Annotated in this window: 14 protein-coding genes; 5 read left to right on the top strand and 9 right to left on the bottom strand. The window is 28.4% G+C overall.

The window, feature by feature from the left end:
• The first annotated feature begins 78 nt into the window (after positions 1 to 78).
• The 3 genes from EG57_RS0221200 to EG57_RS0221190 all read left to right on the top strand — a co-directional run bounded on the left by EG57_RS0221200 (position 79) and on the right by EG57_RS0221190 (position 2,828).
• On the top strand, positions 79 to 1,041 hold the full coding sequence (locus EG57_RS0221200; RefSeq protein WP_032079100.1) for an AEC family transporter: 963 nt from the start codon (positions 79 to 81) through the stop codon (positions 1,039 to 1,041).
• A 176-nt stretch (positions 1,042 to 1,217) separates the two neighbouring features.
• Positions 1,218 to 2,396, top strand: coding sequence for a M20 metallopeptidase family protein (locus EG57_RS0221195; protein ID WP_032079099.1), 1,179 nt, complete (start codon positions 1,218 to 1,220; stop codon positions 2,394 to 2,396).
• Between the two features lie 165 nt (positions 2,397 to 2,561).
• Positions 2,562 to 2,828 (top strand): hypothetical protein, encoded by a 267-nt coding sequence (locus tag EG57_RS0221190; RefSeq protein WP_029159731.1) that lies wholly within the window; start codon positions 2,562 to 2,564, stop codon positions 2,826 to 2,828.
• A 76-nt stretch (positions 2,829 to 2,904) separates the two neighbouring features.
• On the opposite strand, the gene EG57_RS0221185 is transcribed toward EG57_RS0221190, so the two are convergent.
• The 7 genes from EG57_RS0221185 to EG57_RS0221155 all read right to left on the bottom strand — a co-directional run bounded on the left by EG57_RS0221185 (position 2,905) and on the right by EG57_RS0221155 (position 12,187).
• Entirely contained in the window at positions 2,905 to 3,504 is a 600-nt protein-coding gene (locus tag EG57_RS0221185; protein ID WP_032079098.1) for a TVP38/TMEM64 family protein, read from the bottom strand.
• Between the two features lie 252 nt (positions 3,505 to 3,756).
• On the bottom strand, positions 3,757 to 5,751 hold the full coding sequence (locus EG57_RS0221180) for a methyl-accepting chemotaxis protein (protein ID WP_032079097.1): 1,995 nt from the start codon (positions 5,749 to 5,751) through the stop codon (positions 3,757 to 3,759).
• A 158-nt stretch (positions 5,752 to 5,909) separates the two neighbouring features.
• Positions 5,910 to 7,358, bottom strand: coding sequence for a sensor histidine kinase (locus tag EG57_RS0221175; RefSeq protein WP_032079096.1), 1,449 nt, complete (start codon positions 7,356 to 7,358; stop codon positions 5,910 to 5,912).
• A gap of 23 nt (positions 7,359 to 7,381) precedes the next feature.
• Positions 7,382 to 8,077: a response regulator transcription factor gene (locus EG57_RS0221170; RefSeq protein WP_029159727.1), complete on the bottom strand. Its 696-nt coding sequence runs from the start codon at positions 8,075 to 8,077 to the stop codon at positions 7,382 to 7,384.
• Between the two features lie 45 nt (positions 8,078 to 8,122).
• Complete coding sequence (locus EG57_RS0221165; RefSeq protein ID WP_032079095.1) at positions 8,123 to 8,941, bottom strand: CPBP family intramembrane glutamic endopeptidase; 819 nt, start codon at positions 8,939 to 8,941, stop codon at positions 8,123 to 8,125.
• A gap of 76 nt (positions 8,942 to 9,017) precedes the next feature.
• On the bottom strand, positions 9,018 to 9,845 hold the full coding sequence (locus tag EG57_RS0221160; protein WP_032079094.1) for a CPBP family intramembrane glutamic endopeptidase: 828 nt from the start codon (positions 9,843 to 9,845) through the stop codon (positions 9,018 to 9,020).
• Between the two features lie 392 nt (positions 9,846 to 10,237).
• Entirely contained in the window at positions 10,238 to 12,187 is a 1,950-nt protein-coding gene (locus EG57_RS0221155) for an NAD(P)/FAD-dependent oxidoreductase (RefSeq protein ID WP_032079093.1), read from the bottom strand.
• Between the two features lie 180 nt (positions 12,188 to 12,367).
• Between EG57_RS0221155 and EG57_RS0221150 the strand changes: the two genes are divergently transcribed.
• Positions 12,368 to 12,916, top strand: coding sequence for a PadR family transcriptional regulator (locus EG57_RS0221150; RefSeq protein ID WP_029159723.1), 549 nt, complete (start codon positions 12,368 to 12,370; stop codon positions 12,914 to 12,916).
• Positions 12,917 to 13,000: 84 nt separating this feature from the next.
• Here EG57_RS0221150 and EG57_RS0221145 read toward each other — a convergent pair whose 3' ends face one another.
• Positions 13,001 to 14,392, bottom strand: a complete 1,392-nt coding sequence (locus EG57_RS0221145; RefSeq protein WP_032079092.1) for a methyl-accepting chemotaxis protein — start codon at positions 14,390 to 14,392, stop codon at positions 13,001 to 13,003.
• Positions 14,393 to 14,646: 254 nt separating this feature from the next.
• Complete coding sequence (locus EG57_RS0221140) at positions 14,647 to 15,282, bottom strand: chloramphenicol acetyltransferase (RefSeq protein ID WP_032079091.1); 636 nt, start codon at positions 15,280 to 15,282, stop codon at positions 14,647 to 14,649.
• 376 nt (positions 15,283 to 15,658) lie between these two features.
• Here EG57_RS0221140 and EG57_RS0221135 point away from each other — a divergent pair, with 376 nt between their 5' ends.
• Entirely contained in the window at positions 15,659 to 16,564 is a 906-nt protein-coding gene (locus tag EG57_RS0221135) for a cache domain-containing protein (protein WP_032079108.1), read from the top strand.
• Positions 16,565 to 16,612: the final 48 nt, after the last annotated feature.

The raw sequence follows: 16,612 nt of genomic DNA, 5'->3' as shown, positions 1-16,612 counted from the left end.
AAGTTCTTTATTGGTCGATTCCATACTAATCATATCAAATTAAAGGACAAGATATACATAATTTTAGGAGGCTAAAAAATGGCTATTTTTTTACACATACTAGCAAATAATATTGTACCAGTTTTCATATTAATTGCGTTTGGTTATATAATAAGTAAAAAATTTGATTTAAGTGTATTTACTCTCAGTAAGCTAAACTTCTATTTATTTATACCTGGCTTTATATTTTATAATCTCTACTGTACTAATTTATCTCCCGAAATGTTCAAAATTTTGTTTTTTTGCATACTTTATTTAGTATTTAATGATATAACAGCCAGAATTATTGCAAAAACTCGAAAATATGATATAGGCCAAGCAAGTGCTTTTAAAAATTCTATTATGTTCAATAATACAGGCAATATAGGTGTATCTCTTATTACTCTTATTTTTGGTAGTGCACCTTTTGTTATTAATGGGAAGACTCCATATTTAAATGAAGCTCTTACAGTTCAAATTATGATTTTAGTATTTACCAATGTTGCAATGTATACTATTGGTTTTTATAACGCTGGAAGAGGTAAAATGAACTTTAAAGAATCAATACATCAAATTTTCTCCATGCCCTCGATATATGCTATACCACTTGCGCTTTTACTTAAATATGCTAATATTGATATAACAACAACACCTTTATGGAGTACATTAGAATATATAAAAAATGGGCTTGTACCTATGGCATTATTAACCTTAGGAGTTCAACTTTCAAAAACTAAATTTGATTTTAAAGATATCAATGTAAATATAGCAGTTTTTACCCGCTTAATTTTGGGACCTATACTAGCTATAATATTAATACATGCTTTTGGTTTCTTTGGAGTTATTGCCCAAACAGTACTCATATCCTGTTCTGTACCAACAGCTGTAAATACAGCTTTAATTGCTGTTGAATGTGATAACAATGCAAATTTTGCCTCACAAGAAGTAATGGTATCCACCATTTTTAGCTGTATTACACTTACTTCATGCATATACTTAGCTAGAGTCTTATTTCCTGTTTAAATTTATAAATAAAATTATGACAAACAATAAAATATTATTAGAATGAAGTTTTCATTTTATTAAAGATCTTTTTAAAATTCTAACTGTAAACTATTTGCTTGCTTCCATGAACTTTTAAATATTGATCCGAACATTTTAACAACATTTAAAATTAAATAATAAAGAAGGTTGAATATATGAATGAATATTATAAAGAAGCATTAGAAATGAATGGTGAACTTGTTACTAATAGACGGATGTTTCATAACTACGCTGAAACTGGATTTGAACTACCTCAAACAATATCTCTTGTAATGAAAAAACTTACTGAATATGGTTTAAAACCTTACATTGTTGGAAAATCAGGAGTGAGTTGTACACTAGGACAATCTGGTAAAACTATATTACTTCGTGCAGATATGGACGCTCTTCCTATGAGTGAAAAAACCGGATTGAATTTTGCTGCAACTAATGGAAATTGTCATTCTTGCGGTCATGATTGCCATACCACCATGCTGCTTGGTGCTGCAAAGCTATTAAAGCAAAATGAAAATAAATTAAAGGGGACTGTTAAATTTATGTTTCAACCTGCAGAAGAATTACTTGCTGGTGCAAATGATATGTTATCTGCAGGAATATTAGAAAACCCTAAAGTAGATGCAGCAATGGGAATTCACATTAAAGTTGGTTATGAAAATTCCAATGTTGGTTCCATTACCTATGCAAAAGGTACAGCTTTCTATTCAGGTGACGCTGTACGTATTACTATAACTGGGAAAAATGCTCATGGAAGTACTCCAGAAAAAGGTGTAGATGCAATTAATATTGCAGCGCATATGGTTATTTCGCTGCAAGAAATTATTGCAAGAGAAATACCTTGCACTGAACATTCTGTATTAATTGTTGGTAAAATACAAGGCGGTGATACTGTTAATACCTTAGCTGGCAATGCAGTAATTGAAGCTTCTATTCGTGCAACTACACAAGAAAGTCGTTCCTTTTTAAAAAAAAGAATTAGGGAAATTAGCGAAAATGTAGCTGCAACTTTTAGAGGAGATGCAATTGTAGAGTTTTTATATGGTATTGGTCCTTTATATAATAATCCAATTCTTAGTGAAGAAATTGCAAATTATTGTAAAGAAATTTGTACTGAAGAAAAAGTAAAAGAAATTCCTACAGCTTGTGGTACAGAAGATTTTACTAGTATTGCAGAACAAGTTCCATCAATTATGATTAACCTTGGTGCAGGAAGTATTGAAGGCGGGTATTCTTACTCTATTCATAATCCTAGTATGATAGTAGATGAAAAAGTTTTACCATTGGGTTCTGCTTTATATGCGCACTGTGCTACTAAATATTTAGAAAATAATCTATAATAATATGTTAAATTTTTATATATAAAAATATTATCTAATTTTCAATTAATATGGAATAATTTATTGTTCAAATGAATATAAATATGTTGTATCAATCATATGGAGATATTATGAAGTATCAATCTCAAGTATTTAGTAAGACTAATTTATAAAGGATGGGTTTATATGAAAATTACTAAAAAAGATCAAATTATTCAGCTTTATAAGGAAGGTCTTAAAGTAGAGGATATTGTAAAAAAAGGATTTGCAAAAAAATACGTTAATCAGGTTTTAAAATTTTTAAAAATTTCTAAACTTCCTGTAAAATCTAATGCTAAAACAGATATAAATGATATAAAAGAATTAGCATCACTACTTGAAACTCTAGAAAACAAATCTGATAAAATAAACATTAATATCAATCTTTCAATAAAAGTAGATAACTGCAAATGATACTAAATAAGGCAAGAGAATAATCCCTTGCCTCTCTTTTTTTAATAAAAATCTTAATTTATCATTATACTAATATTTATCCTGCTATATGAGTAAAAAGTGCTCCAAAACCATAACTGTAAGCTAATATACACCACGGCTTTACAAATATGATAATCCACATAAACTTTTTAAACGACATCTTACTTAATCCAGACAAATAACAAAGAATATCATCTGGTGCAAGAGGAATCAATAGTGTAAAAACCAGTATAATAGTATATCCTTTTCCACCTTGAAACTTTCCAATATATTTTTCATATTTTTCTTCTGTTATAATCTTTTTTACAAAACTAGCTCCATATTTTCTAGCTAGTAAAAACGATATAATTGATCCTATAGTAACTCCTATATAATTAAATATAAAGCTCTTCAAGCTTCCAAAAAGTGCTACACCAACTATAGATCCTAAAATGCTAGGAATTACCGGGAATATAACCTGTAACAATTGAATCACTATCAAAGCAATTGGTGCAAATACTCCAAATTGACGAATATAATTTTCAAAAGCTGATTGTGATGAAAAATTACCTTCCATATAAGCTTTTACAACAAAAATTACCAGCATAATTATCATTGTTATTACAACTACATTAATATATTTCTTTATACTCTTTAGAGATTTTGTATATTCCAAATCATTCTTTTCCTTTCTTTCATCATATTGTCATTAACACTTGTTTGTGCTAAATAACAAGCTGCACGGTATAATTATAACAATTATTGTGTCATTAAACAATCCTGTTATTGGAAATAGCAGGTGTCACTTTATATACTAAATACATTGTGTCATATTATCTTTAATTTACCCAAATATCATTAAAATCTTTTAATTTACTATAAAAAAAGATGAAACATAAAAGTCTCATCTTTTTAAGATACAATATTTTTAAACTTTAAATTTATTTACTTCATCTACCATTTCCTTAGTCATATTACTAAGTACTTGTGATGATGCTGCTACTTCTTCTGTAGTAGCATTCATTTCTTGTGATGATGCTGAAATTTCCTGGGAAGTTGCTGAAACATCAAGTGAAACTGAAGATACATCATTTACCCTATTTAAAATAGTATTTTTATCACTTTCTATATCTTCAGCAGAATTTTTGACTACTTCAATTTTAGGAATTACTTCACTTACTGCTTCTATAATACTTTTAAAAGACACTATTGAACTTTCTATAATCTTAACTTGATTTATTAATTCACCATCCATATCACTGGAATCTTTAACTATAGTATCAGTATTTTGAGATATTTCACTAATCAATTTGCTAATATCTTCTGCTGACACTTGTGATTGTTCTGCAAGTTTTCTTATTTCATCTGCAACAACTGCAAATCCTTTTCCTGATTCGCCTGCTCTTGCAGCTTCAATAGCTGCATTTAACGCCAATAAATTTGTTTGTTCTGCAATACTGTTTATTATATTTATAATCTCATTTATTTCATTTATGCTTTTTCCAAGTCCAACAATTTTACCATTAAAAGTTTTAAATGAATTGCTCACCTTTGTTACAGACTGATTTAATCCATTCATTTCTGTACTACTTTCTTCTGCCATCAAACTAATTTCCCTAGACTTTGAGTCAACAACCTGTATTTCATTAACCATTCTGGACAATTTATTGCTAAAGTCATTGAGAATATCTGTTACATTTACTAAATCCTGAGATTGTGAACTTGTACCTTTTGCAATTTCATTTATTGCCTCTGCAACACTTTGCGATGAACTAGCTATTTCTTCTGAAACAGAAGATAAATTTTCTGACTGCATATTGATATTTGCAGAATTTTCTTTTATCCTATTAATCATTGATCTTAATGATTCCTGCATCACTTTCATTGAATTGCTCATGTCTCCAACTTCATCTTTCATTTGCAAATATCTAGTAGAAACTTCTCCACTCAAATTTCCTTCTGCCAATAAATCTAAATGTTTTGAGGTTGCTTTTATTCCTCTTGATATACTATTAGCAATGATGTAAATCACCATGGCTCCAATTAATATAAATAATATAGAAAATGCTATAACAGAAATTCTTAAACTAGTAAGTTCAGATAGTATTTCTTCTTTTTGCACTATAACTCCAACAGACCATTCAGTTCCTTTAACTGGAGCATAACCCATGCGTTTATATACTCCTTCATAAGAATATTCACCTATTCCTGTTTCTCCTGCCCCCATTTTCTTTTCAATTTCCGCTAAGGGCTTCAATTTACTGTCCTTTTTTGCTGCTTCTATTGGATTATACATTTTAACCACTAAATCTTTATTGTTATTAGCAATATTTGTACCATCTTTTTTCATCATAAATGCATAACCTGTTTTTCCAAACTTAACTGCATTAGTTATGTCACTTAAACGATTTCCATCTCTCGTTTCAATTAATACTCCTACAACTTCATTATTGTTTTTAATAGGAACTGCATATACAACTACTACATCTCCACCAGTCTTACTTACAAAAGGATCTGATACATTGCTTTTACCCGCTACAGCTTTTTGAAAATACTCTCTTTCTTTAACGTTAACAATTGTTCCATCAGGTTTTGTTATATTTCCATTCTTATCTACAGCCTCTAATCTAATACTTCCTATTCTTTTACCTTCTTCTGTAAGAATCTTAACTTTATTTTGCCATGAATTGTTAGCGTCTTTTATTTCAGACCTTGCTGCAATGGCTGATAATACATTCAACTGCCCTTCAAGTTTACTTTGAACATTATTTGCTGTTTGTTCTGCTATTTTAGGAAGTGTTTTACTTAAATTTGTATTTAATGCCTTTGATGAATTTATAAACGAAATCACACCTAATCCTATACATATAACACTTATTAACAAACCTGAAAACACTATCATTTTTGACTTAATACTCTTCATAATATCCTCCAATTCAATTAAGATGTTTAAAATGCTTCAATATTTCCAAATGTTTAATATAAACCCAATCATGTACATTATAATAATTTGTTAACAATAATTCTAATAGAAATTTCAGTGTGTATTAATAGTTTTTTTCTATAGAAAGTAAAACCTTACTATTTTTGAAATTTTAACTTAAACATCGTTTTATACTCTTTACAACTTTCAAGAGTTAGACTTCCCCCATGTTTTTGAACTATTTTATTTGCAATAGAAAGTCCCAGCCCTGTACCACCTTTTGTGTATCTTGATTTGTCACCTCTTGAAAAAGGTTCAAATATATTTCCCTTTAAACCTTCATCAATACCAATTCCATCATCTGCAATTATCAGTTCTATTTCGTAGTTATTACAAGTTAATTCTATCTTTACTTTTGTTTCAAATTTATTGTACTTTAACACATTAGATATAATATTTGAAATTGCTCTTTCCATTTCTAACTTATCAAATTCATATATAATTTCATGTTCTGGTAAGTTTATCTCAATTTGAAAGCATTTTTCCTCAAATTCATTATAATATTCAGATACTATTTTACGCACAAACTCACAAAAATCCCAATTTTCTTTGTTTATTAAAAATCCATTATTATCGAGCTTTGTGAATTCATGAAGATTTTCAATTAAAGAAACTGTTCTTTTAGATTTATTATATATTGTATTTAAATATTGCTTAATTTTTTCATCATCCTTTACCACATCATCTCTAAGTGCCTTTGAATATCCCATAATAGAAGTTAATGGTGTTTTCAAATCATGAGATATATCTGATAAAAGCTGCTGTTTTAAAATCTCCATTCTATTTCTTTCTGCCTTTGAAGTTTCAATTTTTTCAGCCATAAAATTAAAAGCATCTCTTATTTCTGCAAATTCATTTTCTGCATTAAAATTAATTCTTGTAGAGTAATCCTCTTCAGTCATTCTTTTTATCCCCTGTAATATTTTCTTTAAAGGCATAACCACTTTTTTAGTAGTTAAGTAAGCATATAAAAATACAGATGTTATTAAAAACACTATAATTACAAGTATAGCTACCAATATATAAATTGCAGCCTTTTCAATATATTTATCTGGTGAAGGCGCTATATCAACATTTAATTTTACAATTCCAGGAGGTACTTTAACAATACAATAGAATTTTTTTTCATCGCTATTGAATGGTGCAACAGAATAAAAATAAGAAGTATCACTTTTTAAATTATTATATGATAAGTCCATAAAATGTAAAAGCTCATCTTCTGTATAACTTGCTGATTTATCTTTTTTAGTTCCTATAACATAAATAATTTTTTTATTTGAATCGAGTATTTCGACCCATCCATTAGATTTAATGATTTTCGATGCATCAATTTTTTTATAATCATCCTTTACTATTTTTGATGCCATAAAAAACTTTTGTGTATCTTTTACATACTCTTCTGATGTAATCATTTTTCCTATAGTAAAAATGACAAAACATATACTGCCTAATAATACAAGTAACACTAAAAACATAAAAACAATATAGTTTTTAAACATAGTAATATATAGTCTTTTAAATTTTTTTCTTAATCTATTGAAAAACATTAATACTACTCTCCATATATAAATTACTTTTTATACTCAATTTTATAACCAAGTCCCCTTATTGTCTTTAAATATACAGGTTTTTTAGAGTCTTCTTCAATTTTATCCCGCAATTTGCTAATATGAACCATTATTGTATTATCATCAGCATAAAAAGGCTCATTCCAAATACATTCAAAAATCTGTTTTTTAGTGAAAACTTTCTTAGGATTACTCATCAAAAGAAGTAATAGCTTGTACTCTGTAGATGTAATTAGTACTTGTCTGTTTCCTTTGTAGAGAGTACATGAATCCGTATAAAGTTTCAACTCTCCTATAGTGAGAGTTTCTACTATTTTTTCTTCACTATTATCAAATTCCAAACATCTCCTAAGCTGTGCCTTTACCCTTGCTAATACCTCCAGTGGATCACATGGTTTAGTTATGTAGTCATCTGCACCAAGTTCAAGCCCCAATATTTTATCACTTATTTCACTCTTAGCAGACATTACAATAACAGGAATCTTATATTTCTCCCTTATTCTTTTTATAAGAGCATAACCATCCATATTGGGCATCATTATATCAATTATTGCAATATCAATTGTATTATCCTTTAAAATATCCAGTGCTGAAAATCCATCATCAGCACCAAACACTTCATAATAATCCTTTTCAAAATACAGCCTTAATAATTCTATTATTTCTTGTTCATCATCAGCAATTAAAATCTTTTTCATAAATATAAACTTTCCTTTCCTTAAACACATTTAAAATTATAAATATTAAATATTCATTCTACATTTTCTATAATTTCTATATGAATAAAATAGATATATAGTAACTACTATAATGCCTCCAATTATAAAACTAGAATTGACATTCAGTAAATCATTTTTACTTACACCACTGTTTCTTTTCAAACCACCTATAAAAACAATAAGATTGTTGCAAGCATGAAGTGTAATTGAAGGTATTAATGATTTATACTTATAGGTTAGAATGGCACAGCTTATCCCTAAAAGTAAAAGCATAGGATTAATGTTTAAGTGCATAGATAAAAATATAATTGAAGAAAATATAATTGATTTACCCATTCCATATTTATTATACAACCTGCCCATTAATATTCCCCTAAAAATAAATTCTTCTACTATAGGTGCAATAATAACGGATGAAATAAAACTTATAATCATCATAAACATTGTGCCTAGTTCAGGGGATTTATTGGATAAATTTGAATTTATGCTGCTTAACATAGCTGGATTTATGCAATTAACTAAAAATAATATTAATAAGATAAATCCTGCACCACCTAAATAAGTTATTATTAAACTTACAGGAACTTCTAATATAAACTTACTTTTTACTGGCCTTCTTATAAAATTACTAATGCTTATACTATTTTCTCTCATAAATTTTAGTACTATTAAAAACCATATTATTGTAATTACAGTTGAAATAATTTCAACATAACTATCTGTTATGTGCATTTTTAAAACCTTTGAACAAACTATCATTAATATTATACCTAATGCAAGTATACAAAGCATTTTTATAAATAAATATCTTGTTTTAATTTCTTTAAATAATTCAAAATTCATAGCTTTTCTTTAGTGATGGCATGTGTACAAAATACAATCCACACTAAAATTCACTTCCTTCCTTTTTCTGTTATACTTAATCACTAATTCTTTTATTCCAATTTACCTTTATAAAGTAAGTACTCATAACTATTCCCAGCACAAAGCATCCAATGCCAGCTATAAACCATAATGAATTAAAACTACTTAAAGCGACATTCTCATTGCTTACATTACTATCTATTAAGAAGTATATAATTTGTACAACAAAAATCATAAAATTATTGATAATATGAATTGCTATAGTAACAAATATATTTTTTGTTTTTAAATATATTAATGACATACATATACCAAAAACAATTGCAGACAATATTCCTAATTCATAATGGATCATTCCAAATAAAATAGAAGATATTATCACTGCTTTTTTAATTCCCATTTTTATTTTTAATCTATTAAGTATAACCCCTCTAAATATAAGCTCTTCTACAATTGGTGCTATAAATGATGCTGTAATTCCATTAATGATTATACTATACAAGGAATTTGAGTCATTTTTATTTAATTCTTCTAAAAGTCCATTTATAAATGAAGGTGATATACTTTTTAAAGCACAAACTACAATTATGACAAATCCTATACTTACAGTAATGTTTATTATAATACTAAACATTGTATCTTTAATATTTAAATCCGTTTTCAAACCATTTATTTCATTTTTAACATCATAACTTACTTTTCTTAATTTTAGCATAAACCACACTAAAACTCCTAAATTACATAATAATAAGAACAAATTTTCATCTAATATGCCTGTAGATTTCACAAAACTTAATTCAGAAATTATACAAAAGAAAATTACTACAAAAACATAAATAAATATCACTTTTCTTATTTTCGTACCTTCAAAAAAATTATTCATATTCTTTACCTCCCACCTTTAAATTTATTTTATATATATTTAAATTTAAAGGTATATACTTTCACTCCTCTTAATTCAACCTTAAAATTTCCTTAACTTTAAAAAAGATGAGGCATTAAATAATACTTCATCTTAAATTTCATTTTTATATAACAATTCTATAGCTTTTTATGTCTAAATCCACACAACACTGCCAGCGGTATAAGTAAAGCTGCTTGAACTACTAATTTAATAAAACTATACATTAAAGTTGGCTTTATTTTTGCACATTTTATATTTACTTACACAGTACTTTATTAAAAAATAAGCTTCAGACTGGATTTATCTTTTAATAAATAATCCATCCTGAAGCTTTAATTTTAAGTTACCCAAAAATATTTTTTATTTAATGATTAAATATCAAATGCAGCATGATATCCTTGATATACTGCAGTTGTTATAGTAGAAGCTTTTACACAATCTCCAATTTGTGCTACATAAGGTGCACAGTCAACTAATTCTTCCACTACGTTTCTTCTTGCTCTTTGTCCAAGTGCACATATTACTGTAGTTCCTGGAACAAGTTGTTCTTCACCCGCTTTGTCAGCACATGTAACACCTTTTTCCGTTACATTTAATCCCTTATATTCTGTATGAACATGAATATTGTTCTTTTCAATTTCAGATAATAAAATTGGCCTATGTCTTATATTTGCATCTGGAGCAAGTTCTGATCTCATTTCTACTAAATGTACAGTCTTACCTTCTCGTGCAAGATGTATTGCTGCTTCACAACCTGCAAGACCTCCTCCAAGCACTACTACATCATTGCTTACCTTATCCTTCTCCTTATAATAGTTATTAACAACTACTACATTATCACCTTTCAAACCTGGGATTGGAGGAACAAGTGGTTCAGAACCAACTGCAATAATTAGTGCATCAACATTTTCCTTTTCTACATACTCTTTTGTAACAGTTGTATTTAATCGAATTTCAACACCTGCATCTTTTGCTAATTTTCCAAGGGTAACGCCTAATTCATACATCTCATACTTAAATGGAATTGCTTGTTCTCCCTTAAGTATTCCACCTAACTCATTAGACTTTTCACAAAGAATTACCTTATGTCCATGTTTTGCAGCTGTAATAGCAGCTTTAAGTCCACCTGGGCCGCCGCCTGCTACTAAAACTTTACGAGGAGTTGCTGAAGGAATAATTTCTGTTCCACCTAATTCACGTCCAATTAATGGGTTAACTGTGCAACGTCTTGTAGATGTCATAGCACGTTCTGCCATACATGTAAAACATCTTAAACATTTTACAATGTTCTCATCTTTATTTGCCATAACCTTTCTTGGAAGTTCATGATCAGCTAAAAGTGCACGAGCCATTTCAACTACATCTGCCTTACCACTAGCTATGATTTCTTCCATCTGAGCTGGATCATTTAAGCCACCAAGTGTTGCAACTGGTACACTTACATGTTTCTTAATTTCTGCCGCAAGATAAACATTACAACCATGTGGTACAAACATAGATGGATGTGTTATCCCAAATCCTCTTTGGTAAGTTCCTGCAGATACATGAAGTAAATCTACTCTTGATTCTATTAATTTAGCAATTTCAACACCTCCATCAAGATCATAGCCACCTTCAAATAATTCAGAACCACTCATTCTAAACTCTATTGGGAAACCAGGTCCAACTGCTTTACGAACACTATCAAGAACTTCTTGTGCAAAACGCACTCTATTCTCTAAAGAACCACCATACTTATCTGTTCTATGATTAAAATAAGGAGACAAGAACTGATTAATCAACCATCCATGTCCACCATGAATCATAATCATTTCAAAACCTGCTCTTTTAGCCAGTGCTGCACAATTTCCATAAGCTGCTACTATATCATCTATAAGCTCTTGAGTAAGTTCTTTTACTTCACGACCATCTGGACGAACTCCAGCACTTGGTCCCCATTGAGCAAGTCCTTGCTTTTTATTCTTGTCAGTTAAATAAGTTCCAGCATATTGTCCTGAATGGGATAATTCTACACTGGCAATTGCACCATGACGACGAATAGCATCTGCAGTATATGTAAAGCTTGCAAGTGAACCTACTGTTTGCAAATCCAGGTGAAACATATGAGAACCTTCTGTTTCTGGATGTACCACACATTCGCTGACAGTAACTGAAGCAGCGCCACCCTTAGCTCTTAATTCATAAAAAGCGGTAGATGCAGGCCCAATAGTGCAGTCAGCTGTAATATCTGTTCCACCCATAGGAGCAGAAAACATTCTGTTTCTAAAATTAACATTCCCTATTTTAATTGGCTTACATAAGTTTGGATACTTTCTTTTCATGATTTTACTCCCCTTATTAATTTATTTTTCAAGAATTATTTTTTGTTGAATAATTGATTATATGTTATCATCCAGCATCAAACATGTCAAATTTTATATGTTTCAATTTATATATTTGCACTTATATAATTATAAAAACCATGTTATAATGTTATATGCAGAATAGGAAGGTGGATTTTTATGAGAACTCTTAAATACGCAATTTTAGGATTAGTAAATAAAAAACCTATAACTGGTTATGATATAGGAAAGGAATTTAATTTTCAATTAGCTGAGTTTTGGAATGCAAGACACAGCCAAATATATCCAGAACTAAAAAAATTAGTGGATGAAAAACTTTTAGTTTATGACATTGAAGTTAGCGGAGATGTATTAGAAAAAAAAGTTTATTCTATTACAGAAAAAGGTAAAAAAGAATTTTTGAAATGGCTTAATAAGGATGAACCTATGGAGCAAACACCTAAAAATGTTTTCCGACTTAGAATGTATTTTTCAAGCAATTTAGATGTAACTACCAGAATAAGTTTATTGGAACATCAATTACTCCAACACCATGAAAGGCTTTCATTTTTATACTCTCAAAAGGAACGTTATGATACTGTTCCACCTCTTGATAGTGAGGATTTTGGAGATTTTATTGTTCTGGATGGGGCTATTATACGAGAAGAATCTACTATTAGATGGCTGAAAAATTGTATCAATTATTGTAAAAATAAAAATCAAGTATAGTTAAATTATCGGATACTTTAACTGATTTTTGTGAAAAACGCACTACTTTTACAATTATTAATGGTAGTGCATGCTTATTATTATTTAAAACAATACTTTTTTCATTTCACCCATTAAAGCAAATACTGTTTTTGAACACGTGTCCATTTTTTCAAGACATTGTTCTGCCAATTTTATGTCTCCTTTTTCATATGCAATAACAGCCTCTCTTGCTGCATCATGCAATTCCATATGAGGTTTTTCTAATTCTATAAAAGTTTTGTTATCTCTAAATTCATCACACTCTATACCATAATACCACTTCCCAAGTCTACAACCCTTATAGTCTCCTACAACATTAATATTTACTTTTTCATTACCAAGAAGCATATTATATACTTTCCATCTCCAAAGCAAATGATCTGTTTCATAAACATCCATCATATCACAATCTGTTAAACAAAATCTATCTTTAACCATATCTAATCTAATGGAATCTATATTTTTACTTAAGTCATATATAATTTTTCCAATTCCTATACAACTATTATCTATATAATCAGCCTGTTGTGATAATTCCATAATACTGCTAGTAAAGGATTGAGTAACTGCAGTTTGTTCTTCTGTATTTGCTGTAACTTGATTAACCGTTTCATTAACAGTATCTATGGAATTATCAATTAAACTAATTGACTCTAATGAATTATTAACTAATTGTTTTCCTGAATCCAATTGTTTAGATGTTTGTTCAATTTTATTAACTGATGAATCTATATCATTTTGTAAATCGGAAACATTTTTCTGTATGTCTAAAACTGAATTGGTCGTGTGTTCAGCAAGCTTTTTAACTTCATTTGCAACAACAGCAAATCCTTTTCCCTGCTCTCCTGCTCTTGCTGCTTCAATAGAAGCATTTAATGCTAATAATCCTGTTTGATCTGCAATACCTTTTACAATATCAATTATTTCATTTATCTTATGAGTTTTTTCTTTAACAATTTGCATTTGATTATTTATAATCTCAATATCCTCGAATGACTTTTTTACAAATTCAATAGAATCAGATACACTTGATAGTCCTGTTTCAGATGCTTGTTTTGTATCATTTGAGTATTGTGACATTTTCTGAGACATACTGGAGACATCCTCTATAGATGCTGCCAATTCTTCACTATTTGCTGACATGGAATGTAATGCTTCTGTTTGTGTATCAACACTTTTAATGATATCTCTAACAGAATCCATTCTAGTTACCCTTTGCAATAGATCATTTACTTCAAGAACTGATTTCCTTCTTGTACTACACAATGTGTCTATAACCTCGTTCCATTTATCTACTATATCACCACAATTTACATCTTCCAAAGTTAACTTTCTTGGCTTTCCCTGTATTAAATCATTAAATAGATTTATAAGTAAGTCTTTCTGAATGTACTCTGCATTACTTGAACCTTCATATTTTCTCTCTTCTGTATTTTTTAATAATTTTTTGAACAAAAATAGTCCCCCCTAACTTTATTTAGTAAATTATTTAATATATAAAATTCAATATACTGATCTTAAAATTTTACATATTTCAACTAGATTGCATAATTTTATTCATTTTTTATTAAGAACACATTATAGCATATTTTATTAACATTTGTCATATTTTTGCTGTAATTTGTAGAAAAAAGTTTCATTCAACAATTTTTGTTCATAAATCTCAAATTAACTTTTTTACATTAAAATTTATAAAACATTATCACATACTATAAATATCTTGTAGGATCATCTAAAATCTCCTGCATCATATTAAAATATTGTCCAACATGTATACCATCAACTAATCCATGATGGGCTTGAACCGACAGTGGTAGTTTAATTTTTCCATTTTCATTAAAATATTTTCCCCAAGATATCCTTGGAATACTATCAACAGGATTCATATGTATAGGATGAGTTAAATTGGTAAATGAAATCCATGGGATGCTAGTAATATACAAAAGATCATCACGTCCTGGTTCATCCACCATAATTACATCATTTTTTACTTTATCCATTTCCTTTAATGCATAAATTTTGAAATCATTAAATTCATCAATAAATTTTGTCGTACAAAAACTAAACACTTCACTTTTAGTCATTACAGTAAAAGAAGGATTTACCACTTCATGTTCAATTACATTATTATTTCTTATTCTAAATCTAAATTCTTTTATACTATTTGCTGTTTTTACTGCAGTATATAAAAACGATATAAAAAATGGGTTTTCATTTTCTTTAGTATACTTATAAAATTCTGTAATATCCACATTCGCACATATATTAAAATGAGGATAATCCAGCTTTTTAAAATGATCATAGTGCTTTTTTCTATTCCATTTTTCCATATTTACAAATTTCATTAATATATCACTCCTATAAAAATTATATATAATTAAGCCAATTCTAAATATATAATATTTCCTTGATTTCATGTACAGGGCTTATATATAGGTTTCTTTCTTTACTTTTCTTGAATTTTTATACTATTCATAAATTTTATTCTAATTTATTAAAATAAATACTTCAACAATATTTAAATTCGTGTTTATTTAATATATCTTTATATTATATTAACAATATTTTAACAATATATTAACAATATATTGACCATGCTTATTTTTGGTGTTAAAATATTCATAATAAAAACATTATTCCCTATATTCTTACAAATTACCAGTATTAATTTAAATTAATAATATATTAAATGAAAATATCATTTAAATTTGGAGGAATTTTATGAAAAAGCGAAATTCACTACAACTTAAAGCAATTTCTATAATATCTTTTATTTTTATTTTAATAATAAGCATTCTCACGATTATTTGTTATAATAATTCAAAAAAATCAATCTTAAATTCTATGGGAAGCTCTGGTAAGCAGACAGTTACTATTCACGCTCAAGACTTATCCTCTTGGGTAAATTCAAGATTATCACAAATGCAAGTAATTGCAAATACTGAATTAGTATCCAGTATGAATTATGATAAAATAATACCTTACTTTCAACATGAACAAAAAAACTATAATGGAATTTATAACAGTTTAGGAATAGGCGATACTAAAGGAAAGTTGATTTTACAAAACAAAGTACTAATTGACATAGGCTCTGAAAACACTTTTCCTCTAGTTATGCAGGGTAAATCAGTTATATCAAATCCATTTACAGCTAAAGAAAATCCTTCTGACTGGATTATCTCTATGGAATGTCCTGTAAAAGATATAGGAACTAATAATGTTATTGGCGTTGTAAGTGGTGCCTGTCTTGTTTCCACAGTCTTTAAGGAAACTACTAATTTTCATTTAGGAAAAACAGATAAAGTGTATATACTTAATAAAGATGGTACTGTATTATTCCATCCAGACAATAAATTAATTAACAATAATAACTTTCTAAAAAGCTCCAATAATCAATATGCAAATTTAGTTAAACAAGCTGTTTCTCAAAATAGTTTTTCTGGGGAATTTAAAGATAATGCTGAAACAAAAATGCTTTTTTCATCACATGTTGAAGGAACCGATTGGTACATGTTTCTAGAAGTACCTACAAGTGAATATACTAGCAGCATAAATTCCTTACTATATTCAACTAGTATTGTAGCAATTATTTCAATAATTTTATTAATTATAATACCAGAAGTTTAGCACTTAAAAAATTTTTAGGACGGTAGTCCTTTGGATTGTAAAGCTTTA

This window comes from Clostridium drakei (assembly GCF_000633595.2).
In the GTDB taxonomy this organism is placed as follows: Bacteria; Bacillota; Clostridia; order Clostridiales; family Clostridiaceae; genus Clostridium_AM; species Clostridium_AM drakei.
This window is presented reverse-complemented; position numbering and strand designations above follow the sequence as displayed.

Excerpts from the sequence above, each read along its gene's own strand:
- EG57_RS0221200 (WP_032079100.1), top strand. The coding sequence starts at position 79 with ATGGCTATTTTTTTACACATACTAGCAAATAATATTGTACCAGTTTTC.
- EG57_RS0221195 (WP_032079099.1), top strand. The coding sequence starts at position 1,218 with ATGAATGAATATTATAAAGAAGCATTAGAAATGAATGGTGAACTTGTT.
- EG57_RS0221190 (WP_029159731.1), top strand. The coding sequence starts at position 2,562 with ATGAAAATTACTAAAAAAGATCAAATTATTCAGCTTTATAAGGAAGGT.
- EG57_RS0221180 (WP_032079097.1), bottom strand. The coding sequence starts at position 5,751 with ATGAAGAGTATTAAGTCAAAAATGATAGTGTTTTCAGGTTTGTTAATA.
- EG57_RS0221175 (WP_032079096.1), bottom strand. The coding sequence starts at position 7,358 with ATGTTTTTCAATAGATTAAGAAAAAAATTTAAAAGACTATATATTACT.
- EG57_RS0221170 (WP_029159727.1), bottom strand. The coding sequence starts at position 8,077 with ATGAAAAAGATTTTAATTGCTGATGATGAACAAGAAATAATAGAATTA.
- EG57_RS0221165 (WP_032079095.1), bottom strand. The coding sequence starts at position 8,941 with ATGAATTTTGAATTATTTAAAGAAATTAAAACAAGATATTTATTTATA.
- EG57_RS0221160 (WP_032079094.1), bottom strand. The coding sequence starts at position 9,845 with ATGAATAATTTTTTTGAAGGTACGAAAATAAGAAAAGTGATATTTATT.
- EG57_RS0221155 (WP_032079093.1), bottom strand. The coding sequence starts at position 12,187 with ATGAAAAGAAAGTATCCAAACTTATGTAAGCCAATTAAAATAGGGAAT.
- EG57_RS0221150 (WP_029159723.1), top strand. The coding sequence starts at position 12,368 with ATGAGAACTCTTAAATACGCAATTTTAGGATTAGTAAATAAAAAACCT.
- EG57_RS0221140 (WP_032079091.1), bottom strand. The coding sequence starts at position 15,282 with ATGAAATTTGTAAATATGGAAAAATGGAATAGAAAAAAGCACTATGAT.
- EG57_RS0221135 (WP_032079108.1), top strand. The coding sequence starts at position 15,659 with ATGAAAAAGCGAAATTCACTACAACTTAAAGCAATTTCTATAATATCT.